A 16203-nucleotide genomic window follows, 5' to 3' on the forward strand; every position below is an offset into this window, starting at 1 on the left:
CCCTCGCTCAACGAGCCGCGGGGGAGGCAGCGCGACGACTCAGATGTAGTTGCCGTCGGCGAGGCCCGCTTCGATCTCGAAACGGTTGCGCAGCGGATTGCGCCCGGCGAGCGCGTACAGGATCGGCGTGAGGAACCCGTACCGGCGCCACTGCGCCTTGTGCACGGCCTCATGGCGCAGCACGCTGTCGGTGACCGGGAGGTCGCCCGTCAGATAGCACCCTCCGACGCAGACGCCGCCGCGCGGGAATGCCCAGGCGGGCAGCCCGCGGAACACCCACAGTCCGCCGCGCTTCTCGATCGAGCCGGTGCTCCACAGCGTGCCCCACACCCAGCCGACGGTGCATCCGTACCAGTAGCCGACGAGGCTCACGCGCGAGTCGAGGAGGAACGCGGGGATGAGGCGCTCCCATCGCTTCCCGCGTTCGACGGCGCGAGCGGCATCGGCCTCCCAGCCCGCGGCGGGGCTCACGCCAGCGCCCCGACGATCCGCAGGATCGTTCCGAGGTCGTCGACGGCCGCCGTGGGCGTCGCAGGTGCGAACCCGGTGATGCTCGCTCCCGCCAGCGGAAGACGTGCGCGCACCGCCGCGATCGCCGCCACGAGTTCGGCGCCGCTGACGCCGAACGGGACGGGTGCGGTGACGCCCGCGATGTTCGCCGGATCGAGCACGTCGAGATCGACATGCACATAGACCGCCTCGGCCCCCGTCGCCGCGATCGCCTCGGCGAGGGCCTCCGCATCCGCGATGTCGTTCGCATCCCGCACCGCGATGCCGATCGTCGTGACGATCTCCTCCTCGGCCGGGTCGTAGTCTCGCGCGCCGGCGAGCATCACGCGCTCGGCGACGACCGTGCCGGGCTCGAGGCCGAGCGGCGCGGGGACGTCGCCGAGGACAGCTCTGAGGGCCATGCCGCTGAATGCGCCCGATGACGAGGAGTCCGGAGTGTGCAGATCGGGGTGGGCGTCGAACCAGATCACTGCGAGGTTCGCGTGGCGGCCGGCGGCGCGCTCGACCGAGGGGACCGCGATGCCGCAGTCGCCGCCGATCACGACCACCGTGTCGCCGTGATCGTGCTCGGCGAGGGCCTGCTCCGTCAGCGCGCGCACGCGCGCCAGAGCGCTGAACCGATGGATGCCGGTCTCCACGGATTCACCCGCTTCGTACGGGATCTCCACGATCGTGCACGCGGCGCGCGGCAGATCGCCCGCGATCGCCTGCGCGCCGTCGATCAGCTGCATCGCGCGGGAAGAGGGAGAACCCTGCCACTGGGGGACGATCACGAAGCGGGCCATGATTCATTGTCGCGCGTTGCGCGGGGTTGTGGATCGGGGATGCGACGGCGCGCGCCGCATCCCCGATCGCTCAGCGGGAGGAGTCGTCGGCGGCGAGCTCGGCCGCGAGCCGAGCCGTCGCGTCCGCGGTCTCCTCGTCGTCGTCGGCCGCGGCGCTGATCGCCGCCTGCGGTGCGGCAGCGCCGACCGCGGGTGCCGTGCTGCCGGCCTTCAGAGCGGCGAGGCGCGCCTCGACCTCGGTGAGCTGCCCGATGTCGTCGAGGCTCTCGAACTGCGCGTCGAGCGAGGATGCGGCGAGCTCCTGCTTGCCCTGGGCGAGCGCCTCCTGGCGGCGCACCTTCTCCTCGAAGCGGCCGATGTCGCTCGTCGGGTCGAGGACGTCGATCGCCTTGACGGCGTCGGCGACCTTGTTCTGGGCCTCGGCGGTCTTGGCACGCGCGAGCAGTTCGCTGCGCTTGGCCTTGAGCTGCTCGAGCTTGACCTTCATGCCGTTGAGGCCGTCCTTGAGCTTCTCGACGACCTCGGTCTGGCTCGCGATCGTCGGCTCGGCCGCCTTGGCCTCGTTCTCGGCGCTGATCTGACGCTGGAGCGCGATCTTCGCGAGGTTGTCGAACTTGTCGGCGTCGACCGTGTTGCCGGCCGTCCGCAGCTCGTCGGCCTTGCGGCTCGCGGCGAGGGCCTTCCCGCCCCACTCGGCCGCGGCCTGGACGTCTTCGGCGTGATCGCGCTCGAGGAGACGCAGGTTGCCGATCGTCTCCGCGATGGCCGATTCGGCGTCGGCGATGCTGTTCGTGTAGTCGCGCACGAGCTGGTCGAGCATCTTCTGCGGGTCCTCGGCGTTGTCGAGGAGCGCGTTGATGTTCGCCTTCACGAGCGTGGAGATTCGCCCGAAGATGGACTGCTTGGTGGCCATCTGTTTTCCTTTCCTTCGGTCTGTGTCGAGGGGTCGCCGCGCCCGAGCGGCTAGAAGCGACCGCCTCCGCGGCGACCGCGGGTACCGCCGCCGCCGAAACTTCCTGGGCTGAATCCGCCGCCTGAGCCGCCGAACCCGCCGAATCCTCCGCCGAACCCGCCACCCCGCGAGCCGCCGCTCAGAAGCGAATTGATGATGATGCCGCCGAGCACGGCGCCCATCATGTTCCCGCCACCTCCAGGGGCCGGAGCCCCCGCGGGTGCGAACGCACCCACGTCCTGCTGGGCGAGCGAAAGGGCCTCGGAGGCCAGCTGATTCGCGCGCTGCGCGTGGGCGAGGGCCTCGGCGGCATCGGTCGTCTGCAGCTGCTGGGCCTGTACGAGCTCTGCACCGGCCTGGGCGAGCCGCGTCCGTGCGTCGGCTCCGATCGCGCCCCGTCGCGCGGTCAGGTAGTCCTCTGCGGCCGAGACCTGCGCCTGCGCCTGCAGCAGCTGCTGGGACAGCACCTGACGGTCGCGGTCGGCCTGGGCCGCCGCATCCCGAATGCCCTGCACGACCCCGTCGATGCGGGTGTTGGCGACATCGAGCGCCTGGAGGATCGCGAGCGGATGCTTCTGCGTGCCGGCCATGTCGGAACGGGCCGCGGCCACCGCCTGCTGCACCTCCGCGATCGCGCCGGCGACCCGGCCGTCGGGATCGGGCAGCGCCTGCGCCGTCGCGACATCCGTGTCGAGCTCGGACACGAGCGCCGCGGCGTGGGTCTCGCCCGCGGCGAGGTCGGCGCCGAGCGAGTCGATCGCCTGCTCGAGCAGCTTCGCCTGTCCGACGGCCTCCTCGGCCGCGCGCAGGTGGAGCGCGGCGGCTCCCGCATCCCCGCCGGTGATCGCCGCCTGAGCGGCGGTCAGCTCGGAGCCGGCGAAATCGAGGCGCTGCGTGGCCTGCTCGACGTTGTCGGTGATCGTGGCGAGCGCCTCTGGCGCGTACGACTGCGCGAGGGCTGCGAGGTGCTCCGTCGCGGTGTCGATGGCGGCGGCCGCCGCGTCCCGATCAGCCGACGTGCGTGCCAGGGCGCCTGCCGGGTCCTGCTCCAGCTTGCGCAGCTCGTCGAACGCCTTCGCCTTCTCGTCGAGGCCGTCGTTCGCGTTCTTGCAGAGCTCGAGGATGCGGGTGCTCCAGTCGGCGCGCTCCTGGTCGGTGTCCGGTTCGTCGTCGTCGAGCTGCTGCTTCAGGCCGAACGCCTCGTCGAGCGCGGCCTTGGCCGCCGCGAGGACCGCCTGGAACTCGGTCGTCGCGGCCTCGCCGAACTGCGCCGTCGCGAAGCCGAGCTCCTGCTCGCTCGTGCGGATGGCGTCGTCCGTCGCCACGAGGGCGGCGGACGCGTCCCGCTCGAGCTGCTCCAGATCCACCGGGGCGGCGACCGCCGGAGCCGTCGCGACCGCCCGAGCCTTCCGGCGACGCGCCACGAGGACCCAGATCACCGCTCCGACGGCGAGGATCGCCGCGATCAGCAGCACCACGGTCAGCGTCGTGGACCCGCCGGCGCCGCTCTTCGCGGCGGTGAGGCCGTCGGCCGCGGCATCCACCGCGCCCAGCCAGTCGTCGTTCGCGAGCTTCGGCTGGATGTCCTGCTGTTCGATCTGGGAGAGCTGGCTCGCGCTCACCGGCCCCGCCGAGTCGCCGGACAGATAGAACTGCCGGCTGCCCGTCGCGATCGCGAGGAGGTACTGGTTCGGCCCGAGTCCGTTGTTCTCGGCGACCTGGTTCGCCCATTGCTCGGGGCTGGACGGGTTCGTGAAGGAGTCGACGTAGACGACCCACATGTCGAGGCCGGTGTCGCGCGACAGTTTCTCGAGCCGGGCCTGCGCAGCCTTCTCCTGTGTGGGCGTGAGCACGCCCGAGTCGTCGAGGACGTAGCCGCGCTTGAGCGTGACCGGGTCGGTCGCGGGGGTGAGCGCGGCGGACGCGACGGATGCGGGCCCGAACGCGAGCACGATCGCCGCCACCGCGGCGACCACGGCGACGATCGCAGACGTCACCGGCCCACGTCTCGACGAAACCACCGAGCGCATCGAACCCCCTCCGACGGCGCGGGTCGCCGTCCGTCTTCGGCACTGCTGCGTGGCGCACAGCACCGTTTTCCGAGTCTATTCAGCCGCCCGGACATCAAGGTAGGCGGCGTCTGTGAATCCGCGATGCCGGACGCCGGGACCCGAGAGCGGCTTCGAGGGTGCGGCGCGCCTCGGGCCGGGGAGATCGTGACCGCGATGCCGCGCGCCCGGCAGGGGAGAAGTGGCCCGGGCCGGTACGCTCCCCTCCGGAGGTGGACGTGGACGACCGGTACGGATCCGATGTGCTCGCGCCCGGGTGGAAGAAGGCGCGCGAGCGCCCGCTGCCACGGGTCGAGGCATCCCGCGATCTCGTCGTCGAGGTGATCGAGGACGGCTACTGCGGAGCGGTCGTCGGCGTCTCGGGCGGACTCGTCGAGCTCGAGGACTGGAAGGGCAGACGGCGGATGTTCCCGCTCGGACCGGGCTTCCTCATCGAGGGGCAGGCGGTCGTGCTGACCGTGCCGGCGCCCAAGGCTCCCGCGGGGAAGCAGCGCACCGCATCCGGCTCCTTCGCGGCACCCGACGGCCGCGCCCGGGTCGCGCGCGCCAGCCGCATCCTCGTCGAGGGCAAGCACGACGCCGAGCTCGTCGAGAAGGTGTGGGGCGACGACCTGCGCCACGAGGGCGTCGTCGTCGAGTTCCTGCAGGGCGTCGACCTGCTCGAGGCGGCGCTGCACGATGACCCTCCGAGCGCCGACCGCCGCTACGGCGTGCTCGTCGACCATCTCGTGCCCGGGTCCAAGGAGGCCCGCATCGCGGAGGCTGTCGAGCGGGGCCCGCACGGCGCGCACGTGCGCATCGTCGGGCACCCCTACGTCGACGTGTGGCAGTGCGTCACGCCGCGCGCGCTCGGCATCGCCGCGTGGCCGGTCGTCCCGCGGGGGATCGAGTGGAAGGTCGGCGTGTGCCGCGCCCTCGGCTGGCCGGCCGACGATCAGGCCGATCTCGCCCGCGCGTGGCAGCGGATCCTCGCCCGCGTGACGACGTACCGCGACCTCGAGCCCACGCTCCTCGGCCGCGTCGAGGAGCTCATCGACTTCGTCAGTGCTGACTGAGGACGAGGGCCGATTAGCCTTGAGGGATGCCTGAAACCTCCGCCGACAAGCCGACGTATCGCGAACATCCGGTGTCGTTCGTGCGGCGCAGCGGCCGCATGTCGGAGGCTCAGGAGCGCGCCTGGACGGAGCTCGGTCCGCGCTACATGCTCGCGTTCGAGCGGGATGTCGCAGGCACGAGCGTCGCCGCGGGCAGCGCTGTCGAGGTCGCCGAGGTGTACGGACGCGAAGCGCCCCTCGTCGTGGAGATCGGCTCCGGCCAGGGGCACGCGATCGTGCACGCCGCATCCACCCGCCCCGAGGTCGATTTCCTCGCGGTGGAGGTGTTCCGGGCGGGCCTCGCCCGCACGATGCTCGACGCCGACCGCGCCGGCATCCGGAACCTGCGCCTCGCCGAGGCGAACGCGCCGGAGGTCCTGCAGAATCTGCTGCCCGCGGCATCCGTCGACGAACTCTGGATCTTCTTCCCCGACCCGTGGCACAAGGCCAAGCACAACAAGCGGCGGCTGATCACGCTTCCGTTCGCGGAGATCGTCCGCGCCGCGCTCAAGCCGGGCGGGACCCTGCGGCTCGCGACCGACTGGGAGGACTACGCGCTCCAGATGCGCGAGGTGATGGATGCTGCGCCCGGCTTCGCGCGGGCGTTCGACGGCGAGTGGGGCGCGCGCTTCGAGGGCCGCGTCGTCACGGCGTTCGAGCGCAAGGGCGCGGCGAAGGGCCGCGACATCCGCGATCTCGCCTACGTCACGGTCTGACCCGCGCGACCCGCTGCCCAGAGGGTGCACAGCCTGCTCGGGTAGCGTGGGGTCCGGATCCCGAACCGGATCCCCGGACGACGGATCAGTACCCGGTGTGCGACAAGACTGGCCATGGAGTCAGCCATGTCGTGGGTCGTTCTCATCGTGTCCGGCGTGCTCGAGGCGGTCTGGGCGACCGCGCTCGGCAAGTCAGAAGGCTTCACGAAGCTCTGGCCGACCGTCGTCTTCGGCGTGGGCCTGCTCGCCTCGATGGGCGGTCTCGCGTGGGCGATGCGCGACATCCCCACCGGCACCGCGTACGCCGTGTGGGTCGGGATCGGGGCCGCGCTCACCGTCGCCTACGCGATGATCACGGGCGCCGAACCCTTCTCGATCGTCCGGATGCTCCTCATCCTCGGTCTCGTCGGCTGCGTCGTCGGACTGAAGCTGGTCGGCGAGCACTGACCGCGGCGGCTGGCGCCTGCGCGGATACAGGCGCGCGTTCGTGTGGAGGTAGCGGGCCGCACCGTCCTCGATGTCGAACAGCGCGACGGTCTGCGGGTCCTCCGACTCGTCAGCGCCCGGCATCAGGAACTGCGTGTCGCTGATGGGGAGGAGGTCGTACGTGATCCGATCGGGCAGTCCGAGGATCGCGGCGTGGAACGGATCGACGTCGTGTCCGAGCCGCAGTCGCCCGTCCTCGATGACGACCTCGAAGCTCGTGCCCGGGCGCTCGTAGACCCCGACATAGCGCGCGGCGTCGATGCGCACACGCGGATCGGGGGCGGGCAAGGGCGGGATCCGGACGGTGCCGATCTCGGCGAGGATCACGTCGAACACCTGCTTGTAGAGGCTCTCGCGCGGACCGCCGTTCGTCAGCAGCACGAGGGCGAGGTCGTCGTCGGGCAGGATGCGCAGGCGCGCGTTCTGCCCGATCGTGCTGCCGTCGTGCCCGTACACCGTCTGGCCCTTCCAGTCGCTGACGACGAGGCCGAGCGCCCACTCCGAACCGAGCGTGTAGGGATCGGGGATCGGGACGCGGGACGTCATCATCTCGTCCAGCGCGGCGGCCGAGAGGATGCGGCGCCCGTTCGCCGCGACCCCGTCGTGCAGGAACACGTGGGCGAAGTCGAGAACCTCCCGTGCGGTGGAACTGATCCCGCCGCCCGCGCCGAACGCGCGGGGTAGGTGATCCACCGGGGTCGGGATCGGATCCGCGCCGTGCGCAGGAACGAGGTGACCGCGCGCCGCGCGATCGGGATCGATCTCCTCGTGCCACGCCGATGTGCCCGCGAGCCCCAGCGGTCCGAACAGCCGGTCCGCCATCGCGCGGTGCCAGGGCTTGTCGTCGCTCACCTCGATGATGCGGGCGAGGATCGCGTAGCCGAGCGCCGCGCTATATCCGTGGGTGAAGCCGAGCGGGCTCACCTGCGGAGCGTCGGCGATGCCGTCCACCATCCGCGCGTAGACGTCCTCGCCTTCGCCCGGGTCTCCGTAGGCTTCCTCGATGCCGCTCGTGTGGTGGAGGAGGTGGCGCGTGGTCACCCGCGCGCTCACCTCGGGGTCGGCGACGGCGAAGCGGGGGAGGTATCGACGGACCGGTTCATCGAGTTCGACCGTCCCTGTGTCCACGAGCTGCATGAGAGCCGTCGCCGTCCAGGCCTTCGTCATCGACCCGCACTGGAAGAGCGTGTCGGCCCGCACCGGCTCGCCCGTCGTGACGTCCTTCACGCCGTAGGCGTACTCCGTCGTCTCGCCGCGGTGCCGCACGCCGATCACGGCGCCCGGCGTGCGGTACTCCGCGAAGATCTCATCGAACCGCGGCCCGAGCCGAGCGAGATCGATCATCGTGCGGTCCGGGGGAGCCCGACCGCGTTGGCGGCGTCGGCCTCGAAGCACTCCGTGATCGCGGCGCCGTGGGCGTGCTCGTCGAGCAACGTCTGGACCGCCTCGAGCGAGTCGTGGCTGATCACGTTCACGGCCCGGGTGCCGCCGGTGTCGGCGACCGCCGCGCGCCACGCCGCGCCCCGCGGCAGACGGCCGTGCGCCTTCTTCATGCCGTCCCAGAACCGGTCCGAGTCGGTCACGGTCGATATGGCCAGGATGTGCATCACGTGCCTCCTTGTGTTTCTGATCGTCGAAACGCTACGTTGCGTTTTGCGCATCGTCAACGCAACAGCATGGATATCGAACGGATCGTTGCGTAGGATGCATCTGAACGCAACTCACCATGTTGCGATCGTGCGGGCTCGGAGGATCGCATGGCCGGAGGCCGTCTCTCGATCGACGACCGGCGGTCGATCGCCGCAGGAATGGCCGAAGGGCTCTCATACGCAGAGATCGGGCGCCGGATCGGGCGGCCCACCTCGACCGTCAGCCGCGAGGTCGCGCGGAACGGGCATCGCTCGTATGCGCCCCAGCGGGCCCAGGATGCGGCCCGGCATCCGTCCCGTCGGCACGACGACGCCGACATCCCTGCCGCTCCCGCCGACCTTCGCCGTGAGTACGTCGACGAGCTGGCCGCGTACCTCGCGGCGACGGGCATGTCGAAGACGTCGGCCCGTGTGTTCGCCGACCTGATGACCGCCGACAGCGGCCTCACGGCCGCGGATCTCGTGCGAGGGCTCCGGGTGAGCCCGGCGTCCGTCTCGAAGACGATCCGCGCGCTCGAGGACATGGATCTCGTGGAGCGTCGTTCGGAGCCGGGAAGCCGGCGCGAGCGCTACTCGGTCGCAGACGACGTGTGGACGCGCGCCGTCCGCGCCGACTCCAGCGGGCACGCCGGCGTCGCCGATGTCGCCGAGCGAGGCATCGCCGTCTTCGGTGCGGAGACGGTGGCGGGGATGCGCCTCGCCAGGATGGGGCGGTTCTTCGGCGATCTCAGCGAGCAGATGCAAGGCGCGAAGGTCGGCGATCCCGGTATGGACGACGCCGGCGTGCTCGTCGCCGCCCTCGGGTGCGCGCGACGTCCGATGGCGCCGGCTGAGTTGGCGAGCGCGCTCGGATGGGCGCAGGATCGCATCGACGCCGCCCTCGACCTGCTGAAGCGGAGGCCGCTCCTGGCCGATCCGTTCCTGCTCCACCAGACCGAGGCGGGTTATGAGCTCGGGCCGCGACCCGACCGGTTGTCTCGCGAGCAGCGCGACGCGCTCGCCGGGATCCGGCCCGACTACGCGTAGGAGCCGAGTGCGGCAGTGGGTTCCGCGCCCGCGGCTTCGAGGACGGCCGTCATCCCGGCGACCGCGGCCAGGTAAGGCTCTTCTGAGCCGGTGAGCACCGAGCGGGCGTTCGACAGTTCGTACAGCGCGAGAAGAGTGAAGGTCAGGGTGTGCGCATCCCCGGTGAGCTCGCCGCTGTCGACCGCGTAGGCGACCTGTGCTTCGAGGTATCCCTCCCAGCTCGCGATGTGGTCGCGGATCGCGTCGCGCACGGGGCCGGGCTTCGAGCCCATGTCGGCTGCGCACGCCTGGAAGAAGCAGCCGCCCGAGAAGACGCGCGTCCGCGAGTACGCGAGGAGTGCGGTGAGCAGTGCGACGACCCGGTCGAGTCCGCGGGGGAGTGCGCGCGCAGGGTCGACCACCTGGCGGCGGAAGATATCGGCGGCCGCATCCACGGTCGCGAGCTGAAGTGCCTCTTTCGTCCCGAAGAGGGTGGCGATGCTGCTCTTGCTGCGCCCCGTCGACTCGGCGAGCAGGCCGATCGTGACCCCGTCGAGGCCGACGGTCGTGGCGAGGTCGGTCGACTCGGCGAGGATCCGCTCGCGGGATGCGGCGCCCCGCGCGCGCCGTCCGTCCGTCTCGATCGTGCTCACGGAGTTAACTATACGCACGTTCGTATGTATAGTGCAGTCATGCCTTCGAGATTCTTGGATGTCGCGTCCCGCTCGATGCCCCGACTCACCGCCCGCGCCGCCGCGGGGCTGATGCTTCTGCCCGGACGGCTGATGCGCGTCCGGCCGACGCAACGATCGGTCATGGACGCCGCGCAGCGCTCGACGCTCGTCGTCGGACGGCACCGGATGGCCGTCTACCGGTGGGGGACAGGGGAGCGCCGCATCCTGCTCGTGCACGGCTGGAACGGCCGCTCGGCCCAGTTCGCGGACCTCATTGCCCGGCTGTCGGGCGCGGCGACCGTCGTCGCGTTCGATGCGCCCGGGCACGGCGAGACGCGCGGTGTGACGGCCGACATCGGGATGTGGATCGAGGCGATCCGCGCGCTCGACGCAGCGTACGGATTCGACGTCATCGTCGGGCACTCGTTCGGCGGTCTCGCGGCGCGCCGCGCCCGGGGTGCAGGCCTCGTGCGGGGGAGCGTGGTCTCGATCTCCGCGCCGCCGTCGACCGATGCCGTCATGCAGGCGTATGCCGCCCAGGTCGGACTGCCGGACGGCGTCACGTCCGCGGTGTCGGAACGGCTCGCGCGCCGGCTCGGTCCCGTCATGGCAGCCATCGCGATGAGCCCGGATGCGGGCGCCGCGGCCGCGGATGCCGCGATCCTCATCGTCCACGATCGGGACGATCGCATGGTCCCCGCTGCCGCCGCGCCGGCGATCGCGGCGATGTGGCCGGGGCCGTCGCGCATCCTGCTGACCGCGGGACGCGGGCACAACGGCATCCTGGCCGCGCCCGAGGTTCTGGATGCGGTGGCGTCCGTCGCTCTCCCTGCACCTGTGCCGGCGGCGTGAGGGGCGGTCCGCAGGTGATAACCTCGATCGGTACGCCTCCGTAGCTCAGGGGATAGAGCGTTGGTTTCCGGTACCAAAGGTCGCAGGTTCGATTCCTGTCGGGGGCGCAGAGAGAAATCCCAGGTCATGCCTGGGATTTCTTGTTTCCGGATGGCGGCTCAGTAGATGTGCAACTGGGAGAGCAGGCCGTTGGTGTCGTCGACGACCTGCAGCAGATCCTTGTTGTGCTTGATCATCTGGCTGCGCATGTAGACGCGCAGCCACTGCTGACCCATGAATGTCTCGTACCGCTCGAACACGACACCCAGCGGCAACTGGGTGTTCGCGAGGTGCCCGGCCAGATGGAAGGCGCACTCGAAACCGAGTGAGATGGACTGGAAGTACGGCGACCCGATCGCTGAATCGCCCAGGAGGAACACCGGGGTGCGCGCCAGCGGGTGATCCAGACCCGACTCGTGCCATCGGCGGGACGTCGTGTTCCAGGCGTGATAGACGTTGAGCGGGATCCGGACGATCTCCAGGTCGCCGACGACGTTGCCGGGGCTCTGCTGCTTCATCCGGTTGATGAATCCGTCCATGGAGGTGGCGATGAGCGGAAAGTGCTCGCGCAGCCAGGCACCGGTGAACTGGGGCGGCATGGCCTCGAACTCCGCCCGGCTGATGCTCACGATGCCTGTCACGTGCGTGACGTCGCCGTCGTAGCTCGTCCGCTTGACGGACGGGATGAACTTGTAGCCGGTGTTCTCGAGGTTCTTGTAGTACTTGCAGAACTCGTCGCATTCGAACGGCGCGTCGTAGAGGAAGGTGACCATGAGCGCGTGCTCCAGATTGAGCAGCCACGTGTTCGCGCCCCGCGCCCCGGACTGATCGCCGACCGCCAGCCGATCACGAAGGACGGCACGCGTCCCGCCGCAGTCCACGATCACGTCGTCGGGCTCCGCAAGTGCGAGTGCTGCGTCGGCCCCCAGGTCGGCGGTGGCGAATTCGACGTCGCCGGATCCTCGCGAGCGGATCAGCTCTGTGAGACCGCGTTCGATGGTGTTGAGCGGGACGAAGCCTTGCGTCCACTCCTCCACGAGCGCCCGGAGGTCGGAGGCGACGGAGTGCCGGTAGGCGAGTCTCGTCTCCAACTCGACCCGGTCGAAGATGGCTTCGACGTGCTGGCCGTCGATCGTGTCCGCACGGTAGCTTTCGATGGTGTCCGCCAGGAGATACGGGGCGAGCGTGACCATCCGGGTCCGCGTGTACTCCGGGCGTTTCTCGTAGACCCGCACCGGTTGACCGGGGACGGACTGCAGCAGTGCGGCCAGGAACAGGCCGACCGGGCCGCCGCCGATCACATGGACGGTGCCCTGCGCGCGTTCCGAGGTGCCCGCCACAGGATCTCCCTCGCGGTTTGAGGCCTCTCGGATCCCCGAGGCCCGATGGTCAAAGGTACCGCTCACCGGGTCCGTCGGCCAGAGTCGGGGCGCTGCGAGATGCGGGGGTCGAGGACCGCGCGAAGGTCTCCGCGGCAGTCCGTGCTGGCGCACGGCGCCGCCGGTGCGGTCGGTTCGATCGTCACCCAGCTGGCGCGGGAGTCCGGCGCCTACGTCATCGCCACTGGGCGGGCGAAGGACAGGGAGGCTGCCCTCGACTTCGGTGCGAACGACGGACGCCTTCGGTCCCGCGTCGGAACCGTCGCGTCGATAGAGGATGCGGTCACCGCACTAAACCCCGCCGCCCGGCGCTCAGGCAAGACCGTGATCACCGTCGCTCGATAGCGGAGGTCCTGGTCAGCGGATCACGCGATGGATCGACTCGTTCACGTCGGTCCAGAGGTCCTCGATGTTCTCGATGCCCGCCGATAGCCGGCACAGCGTCATGGGGACGCCCGCTGCCTCCTCGGCGGCCCATCTCGTGCGGCGCTCGATGAGCGTCTCGACCCCGCCGAGACTGGTCGCATGCGTGATCAGCGCGAGGCCCGAGAGGATCTCGTCGGTCTGCTCGGGCGTCGCGTCGATCTCGAAGGACAGCATGTTCCCGCACCCGCCGGGCAGCACGCGCAAGGCCTTCTCATGCTGGGGGTCGCCGGGCAGGCCCGGGTAGTTCACGCGAGTGACCCTCGGATGCGCCTCCAGCCGTCGCGCGAGCTCGGCGGCATTGGCCTCCGCCCGCTCCAGGCGGACGTCGAGGGTGCGCAATCCGCGCAGGGCGAGGAACGTCTCGAGTCCTCCCGGGATGGCGCCGTGGTCGTGGCGGTGGGCCGCGAGGAAGTCTGCATGCGCATTCGAGCTGGTGACGGCGACGCCGAGCAGGAGGTCCGAGTGTCCCGCGATGAGCTTGGTCGCCGAGTGCAGGACGATGTCCGCGCCCAGGGCGAGCGGTCGCTGGCGCAGGGGGGTGGCGAAGGTCGCGTCGACGACGGTGAACGCGCCGCGCTCTCGGGCGCCGGCGGCGATCACGGGGATGTCGGCGACGACCATCGTGGGGTTGGCGATCGACTCGATCCACACCATGTCGGCCCCCTCGGCCGCGGCGAGGACGGCGTCGGCGTCGCCCGGGTCCACCGTGCGCACAGTGAGCCGGCCGTGCGCCTGCATGCGGGAGAAGATGTTGGTGACGCCGTAGTAGGCGGCGGTCGGCAGCACGATGATCCCGCCGGTCGGCACGAGGTCCGCGATCGCGGTGGCGGCGGCGAGCCCGGAGGCGAACGCGACGGCACGGCCACCGTCGAGGGCACCCATGGCGGCCTCGAACGCTCCCCAGCCGTCGTTGCCGTCTCGCCCGTACGCCTTCTCGGCGTCGTGGACATAGGTGCTGCTCAGGGCGATCGGCGAATTCATCGGTGCGCCGGGTGTCCGCGCGGGTCTTCCGGCCTGCACGGTGATCGTGTCCGGTCGCCACGCGGGGGCGACGGCGACGGACGGCGGGTACATCGAGTCCTCGGTCTGAGCGGCTCCTCTGCGTGAGAGAGAAATCCCAGGCGATGCCTGGGATTTCTGGTTTCCGAGCTGACTTCGTGGGACGGTTCAGGACCCGCCTGCCGCCGCCTGGCGCATGCTCTTCGCCATCTCCATCATCTCCGGCGACGGCTCGCTGATCGCGAAGATGTTGCCCTCGCTGTCGCTGAACCACGCACCGCGGAGGTCGCCGAGCTGGGCGATCCCGTCCACGGTCTTCAACCCGGGGAAGTCGTAGTCGTGGAAGACGACGCCGTGTGTGCGGAGGGCGGTCGCGTCGCGGTCGAGGTTGTCGGTGACGAGGTTGAACGCCGTGTTCTTCGCTGTGCCGGCGAAGTCGGTGCGGTACACCAGCACGAACATCCCGCCCACCTCGTAGTACAGGTTCCCGCCCTCGTCGTCGGTGTACACGGGGTCCCGGCCGAGGACGTCGTGCCACCAGCGCTTTGCGCGGTCGAGGTCCGATGCGGGGAGGACGGCCGTTGCCATGAGGTTGTCGAACATGATGTTCCTCGGTCCCTTGGGGATGTTCGCTGTCCCGCGCCGACCCAGGGCGAGCGCCCCGGTTATTCGGGCGCGCGAATGAGTTTCCCCAGTTCCGCGAATTTTACCGTGGCGACAACAAAAGTGGAAGAGTCTTCCTGCCTTCACCTGCTCAGCCGAAGAGCGCGTGCACCGCATCCTGGTGTCGTGCGACGGCCGCGCCCACCGTCTCGAGGTAGCGCTGGGTCCCCGCACGCGCCACGGGCTCGGCGAGGTGGTCTCGCAGTCCATGGGTGAGGTTGAGGCGACTGGCGTCGATCCAGGTGGAGAGCTCTCGATCCTGACGCCAGGTCGCCTCCGTCATCCATGACCGGCAATGGACGCCGATGGCGTCGTCGGCATCGGACACATACCGGTTGGGGGCGGTGAGCCGATTCTTGTCGTGCTCCTCACGGCGGGCTTCGACCCAGGCGATCAGCGCGGCGTTGAAGCTCGGCGAATTGTGGCGCACGTTCTGGATGGTGATCCGATCGCCCGTGAAGACCGGGCGGGGCGGGTTCTGGTTCAGGCCGGCCGCCGAGCAGTCGACGTACAGGCTTCCGCGGCGCGAAGGCACCTCGCCGTCGGTCAGCGACAGGAGATCGGCCTCGATCGACGCGATATGGCCGAGCCGGACGACATCGGTGATCGTTCGCAGCGAGTCGACCTCGGGGCGGCTGACCATCGTGCCGACCCACCGGGTCGGCAGCCGCGTCTCGTCGATTCGGAGGAATCGGCCGAGCTCTTCCAGCCGCTCCAGGATGTCGACGGGGCGATCGAGCTCGGCGCACGCCTCGGTCTCGCGCGACAGGCCGTCCATGAGCGTGCCCACGTCATCGAGGGGCTGCATCCCCGCCCGGTCGGTCAGCCACATCTCCCGCGGCCGGACCCACCGGATGTCGTCCGGCTCCACGCCGTGATCGAGGAGCCACAGGCAGGCGTCGAACGATGTCTTGCCGCCGCCCAGGATCGTGACGTGGTCGTGGTCGTCCACGCACCGGGGGAGGTCGTTGACCGGGACGCATCGCACGTCGCCCGCGACGGTGAACGACGGACGGTGAGTGGCCGGAACGGATGCTTCCAGGTAGCGCGCATCGACGACTCTGCGTCGCGGCTGGATGTGGATGACGCGGTCCGTCGCGAGATCGCGAACAGCCTGCGCCCCCGCACCATCCTCTCCGAGGTGGTCGTGCCCACCCAGGAAGGTCACGCGTCCGCTCGCCTCGAGCCGCTCGTGCAGGACGCGATCGAAGTACGCGCAGACCTCGGCGCCGGTCGCCTGCTCGTAGAAGCCGGCGTTTCGACCGGACGTCTGGCGCTGGTCGTCTCCGAGCGGTGTGGAGTTCACGCCGTACAGCGCAGACGACAGATGCAGGCGGACGAAGGGATACGCATCCTGCCAGTGCCCGCCGACCTCGGTGCGGCGGTCGACGAGCGTGATCGCGGCATCCGTCTCGTCCACCAGCGTGTCCGCGAAAGCCAGTCCGGCAGCGCCGGCTCCGACGATCAGATAATCGGTTTCCATCCGACTCGCCCCCGGGCACGATCGTACGCCGTGCCCGGGGTCTGAGTCAGGGCCTCACATGCCTGGGACGGGCTGCGCCTCGTGGACTTCGATGCTGCAGCCTCCGGGCATGTTCAGGTGCGGGTGCGCCTTGGCCAGTTCGAGGGCCGCGTCGGCATTCTCCACGTCGATGATCGTGTAGCCGACGACGTCCTGCGTGCTCGGGGCGACGCCGTCGGTCGTGACGTGCACGCCGCCTGCCAGAGGGGTCCCGAAGTCGACCATTCCGGGGCCGACCTTCTCCGCCCACTGCATCCAGGCGCCCATGACCTGCTGCATCTCCTCGGGGTCCGGGGGTGTGGCGTCGGCGGGGGTCTGCGGGGCGTGGTAGATGAAGACGAACTTGGTCATGATGATTCCTTCCAGTCGGGTCCGATGTGTTC

At 70.2% G+C, this 16203-nt stretch carries 17 protein-coding genes, 1 tRNA gene, 1 pseudogene and 1 riboswitch; of the genes and pseudogenes, 7 read left to right on the top strand and 12 right to left on the bottom strand.

What is annotated here, in order from left to right:
• Positions 1-39 precede the first annotated feature (39 nt).
• The 4 genes from QSV35_RS13890 to QSV35_RS13905 all read right to left on the bottom strand — a co-directional run bounded on the left by QSV35_RS13890 (position 40) and on the right by QSV35_RS13905 (position 4244).
• A complete protein-coding gene (locus QSV35_RS13890; RefSeq protein ID WP_286289381.1) occupies positions 40-471 on the bottom strand; it encodes a Fe-S oxidoreductase in 432 nt (143 codons plus the stop codon).
• Positions 468-1295, bottom strand: coding sequence for an arginase family protein (locus QSV35_RS13895; protein ID WP_286289382.1), 828 nt, complete (start codon positions 1293-1295; stop codon positions 468-470). The genes QSV35_RS13890 and QSV35_RS13895 overlap by 4 nt, the downstream gene beginning before the upstream one ends.
• A gap of 70 nt (positions 1296-1365) precedes the next feature.
• Entirely contained in the window at positions 1366-2208 is an 843-nt protein-coding gene (locus tag QSV35_RS13900) for a PspA/IM30 family protein (protein WP_286289383.1), read from the bottom strand.
• 50 nt (positions 2209-2258) lie between these two features.
• Positions 2259-4244, bottom strand: a complete 1986-nt coding sequence (locus QSV35_RS13905; RefSeq protein WP_286289384.1) for a TPM domain-containing protein — start codon at positions 4242-4244, stop codon at positions 2259-2261.
• A 290-nt stretch (positions 4245-4534) separates the two neighbouring features.
• On the opposite strand from QSV35_RS13905, the gene QSV35_RS13910 reads away from it, so the two are divergent.
• From QSV35_RS13910 to QSV35_RS13920, 3 genes are all read left to right on the top strand, one after another.
• Positions 4535-5371: a DUF3097 domain-containing protein gene (locus QSV35_RS13910; protein WP_286289554.1), complete on the top strand. Its 837-nt coding sequence runs from the start codon at positions 4535-4537 to the stop codon at positions 5369-5371.
• 26 nt (positions 5372-5397) lie between these two features.
• A complete protein-coding gene (gene trmB, locus QSV35_RS13915; RefSeq protein ID WP_286289385.1) occupies positions 5398-6126 on the top strand; it encodes a tRNA (guanosine(46)-N7)-methyltransferase TrmB in 729 nt (242 codons plus the stop codon).
• 52 nt (positions 6127-6178) lie between these two features.
• Positions 6179-6243, top strand: a riboswitch (guanidine-III (ykkC-III) riboswitch).
• 9 nt (positions 6244-6252) lie between these two features.
• Positions 6253-6573, top strand: coding sequence for a DMT family transporter (locus tag QSV35_RS13920; RefSeq protein WP_286289386.1), 321 nt, complete (start codon positions 6253-6255; stop codon positions 6571-6573).
• A 402-nt stretch (positions 6574-6975) separates the two neighbouring features.
• Here QSV35_RS13920 and QSV35_RS13925 read toward each other — a convergent pair.
• Positions 6976-7956, bottom strand: a pseudogene (locus tag QSV35_RS13925) (serine hydrolase domain-containing protein); the annotation flags it as partial.
• Positions 7953-8222 carry a hypothetical protein gene (locus tag QSV35_RS13930; RefSeq protein ID WP_286289387.1) on the bottom strand — a complete coding sequence of 90 codons (270 nt, stop codon included), beginning with the start codon at positions 8220-8222 and terminating at the stop codon, positions 7953-7955. The pseudogene QSV35_RS13925 and the gene QSV35_RS13930, both read right to left, overlap by 4 nt.
• A 147-nt stretch (positions 8223-8369) precedes the next feature.
• Here QSV35_RS13930 and QSV35_RS13935 point away from each other — a divergent pair, with 147 nt between their 5' ends.
• The gene (locus tag QSV35_RS13935) at positions 8370-9287 is read left to right on the top strand and encodes a GbsR/MarR family transcriptional regulator (protein WP_286289388.1); all 918 of its coding nucleotides are present in this window, start codon (positions 8370-8372) and stop codon (positions 9285-9287) included.
• On the opposite strand, the gene QSV35_RS13940 is transcribed toward QSV35_RS13935, so the two are convergent.
• Complete coding sequence (locus QSV35_RS13940) at positions 9278-9919, bottom strand: TetR/AcrR family transcriptional regulator (RefSeq protein WP_286289389.1); 642 nt, start codon at positions 9917-9919, stop codon at positions 9278-9280. The genes QSV35_RS13935 and QSV35_RS13940 overlap by 10 nt on opposite strands.
• 39 nt (positions 9920-9958) lie before the next feature.
• Here QSV35_RS13940 and QSV35_RS13945 point away from each other — a divergent pair, with 39 nt between their 5' ends.
• Together QSV35_RS13945 and QSV35_RS13950 are read left to right on the top strand one after the other, a co-directional pair.
• Complete coding sequence (locus tag QSV35_RS13945; protein WP_286289390.1) at positions 9959-10792, top strand: alpha/beta fold hydrolase; 834 nt, start codon at positions 9959-9961, stop codon at positions 10790-10792.
• Positions 10793-10826: 34 nt separating this feature from the next.
• Positions 10827-10899 (top strand) — tRNA-Arg (locus QSV35_RS13950).
• Positions 10900-10950: 51 nt separating this feature from the next.
• On the opposite strand, the gene QSV35_RS13955 is transcribed toward QSV35_RS13950, so the two are convergent.
• Positions 10951-12171, bottom strand: coding sequence for a hypothetical protein (locus QSV35_RS13955; protein WP_286289391.1), 1221 nt, complete (start codon positions 12169-12171; stop codon positions 10951-10953).
• Positions 12172-12312: 141 nt separating this feature from the next.
• On the opposite strand from QSV35_RS13955, the gene QSV35_RS13960 reads away from it, so the two are divergent.
• On the top strand, positions 12313-12555 hold the full coding sequence (locus tag QSV35_RS13960) for a hypothetical protein (RefSeq protein ID WP_286289392.1): 243 nt from the start codon (positions 12313-12315) through the stop codon (positions 12553-12555).
• A 12-nt stretch (positions 12556-12567) separates the two neighbouring features.
• On the opposite strand, the gene QSV35_RS13965 is transcribed toward QSV35_RS13960, so the two are convergent.
• From QSV35_RS13965 to QSV35_RS13980, 4 genes are all read right to left on the bottom strand, one after another.
• Complete coding sequence (locus QSV35_RS13965) at positions 12568-13710, bottom strand: trans-sulfuration enzyme family protein (protein WP_286289393.1); 1143 nt, start codon at positions 13708-13710, stop codon at positions 12568-12570.
• 93 nt (positions 13711-13803) lie between these two features.
• Positions 13804-14238 carry a VOC family protein gene (locus QSV35_RS13970; RefSeq protein ID WP_286289394.1) on the bottom strand — a complete coding sequence of 145 codons (435 nt, stop codon included), beginning with the start codon at positions 14236-14238 and terminating at the stop codon, positions 13804-13806.
• A gap of 151 nt (positions 14239-14389) precedes the next feature.
• Positions 14390-15781: an NAD(P)-binding protein gene (locus QSV35_RS13975; protein WP_286289395.1), complete on the bottom strand. Its 1392-nt coding sequence runs from the start codon at positions 15779-15781 to the stop codon at positions 14390-14392.
• Between the two features lie 54 nt (positions 15782-15835).
• Positions 15836-16171, bottom strand: a complete 336-nt coding sequence (locus QSV35_RS13980; RefSeq protein WP_286289396.1) for a YciI family protein — start codon at positions 16169-16171, stop codon at positions 15836-15838.
• Between the last annotated feature and the right edge of the window lie 32 nt (positions 16172-16203).

This window comes from Microbacterium candidum (assembly GCF_030315975.1).
GTDB lineage: Bacteria > Actinomycetota > Actinomycetes > Actinomycetales > Microbacteriaceae > Microbacterium > Microbacterium candidum.

Bases quoted from the DNA above. Each gene is read 5' to 3' on its own strand.
- QSV35_RS13920 (WP_286289386.1), top strand. From the start codon at position 6,253: ATGTCGTGGGTCGTTCTCATCGTGTCCGGCGTGCTCGAGGCGGTCTGG.
- trmB (WP_286289385.1), top strand. From the start codon at position 5,398: ATGCCTGAAACCTCCGCCGACAAGCCGACGTATCGCGAACATCCGGTG.
- QSV35_RS13895 (WP_286289382.1), bottom strand. From the start codon at position 1,295: ATGGCCCGCTTCGTGATCGTCCCCCAGTGGCAGGGTTCTCCCTCTTCC.
- QSV35_RS13965 (WP_286289393.1), bottom strand. From the start codon at position 13,710: ATGTACCCGCCGTCCGTCGCCGTCGCCCCCGCGTGGCGACCGGACACG.
- QSV35_RS13900 (WP_286289383.1), bottom strand. From the start codon at position 2,208: ATGGCCACCAAGCAGTCCATCTTCGGGCGAATCTCCACGCTCGTGAAG.
- QSV35_RS13935 (WP_286289388.1), top strand. From the start codon at position 8,370: ATGGCCGGAGGCCGTCTCTCGATCGACGACCGGCGGTCGATCGCCGCA.
- QSV35_RS13945 (WP_286289390.1), top strand. From the start codon at position 9,959: ATGCCTTCGAGATTCTTGGATGTCGCGTCCCGCTCGATGCCCCGACTC.
- QSV35_RS13970 (WP_286289394.1), bottom strand. From the start codon at position 14,238: ATGTTCGACAACCTCATGGCAACGGCCGTCCTCCCCGCATCGGACCTC.
- QSV35_RS13975 (WP_286289395.1), bottom strand. From the start codon at position 15,781: ATGGAAACCGATTATCTGATCGTCGGAGCCGGCGCTGCCGGACTGGCT.
- QSV35_RS13980 (WP_286289396.1), bottom strand. From the start codon at position 16,171: ATGACCAAGTTCGTCTTCATCTACCACGCCCCGCAGACCCCCGCCGAC.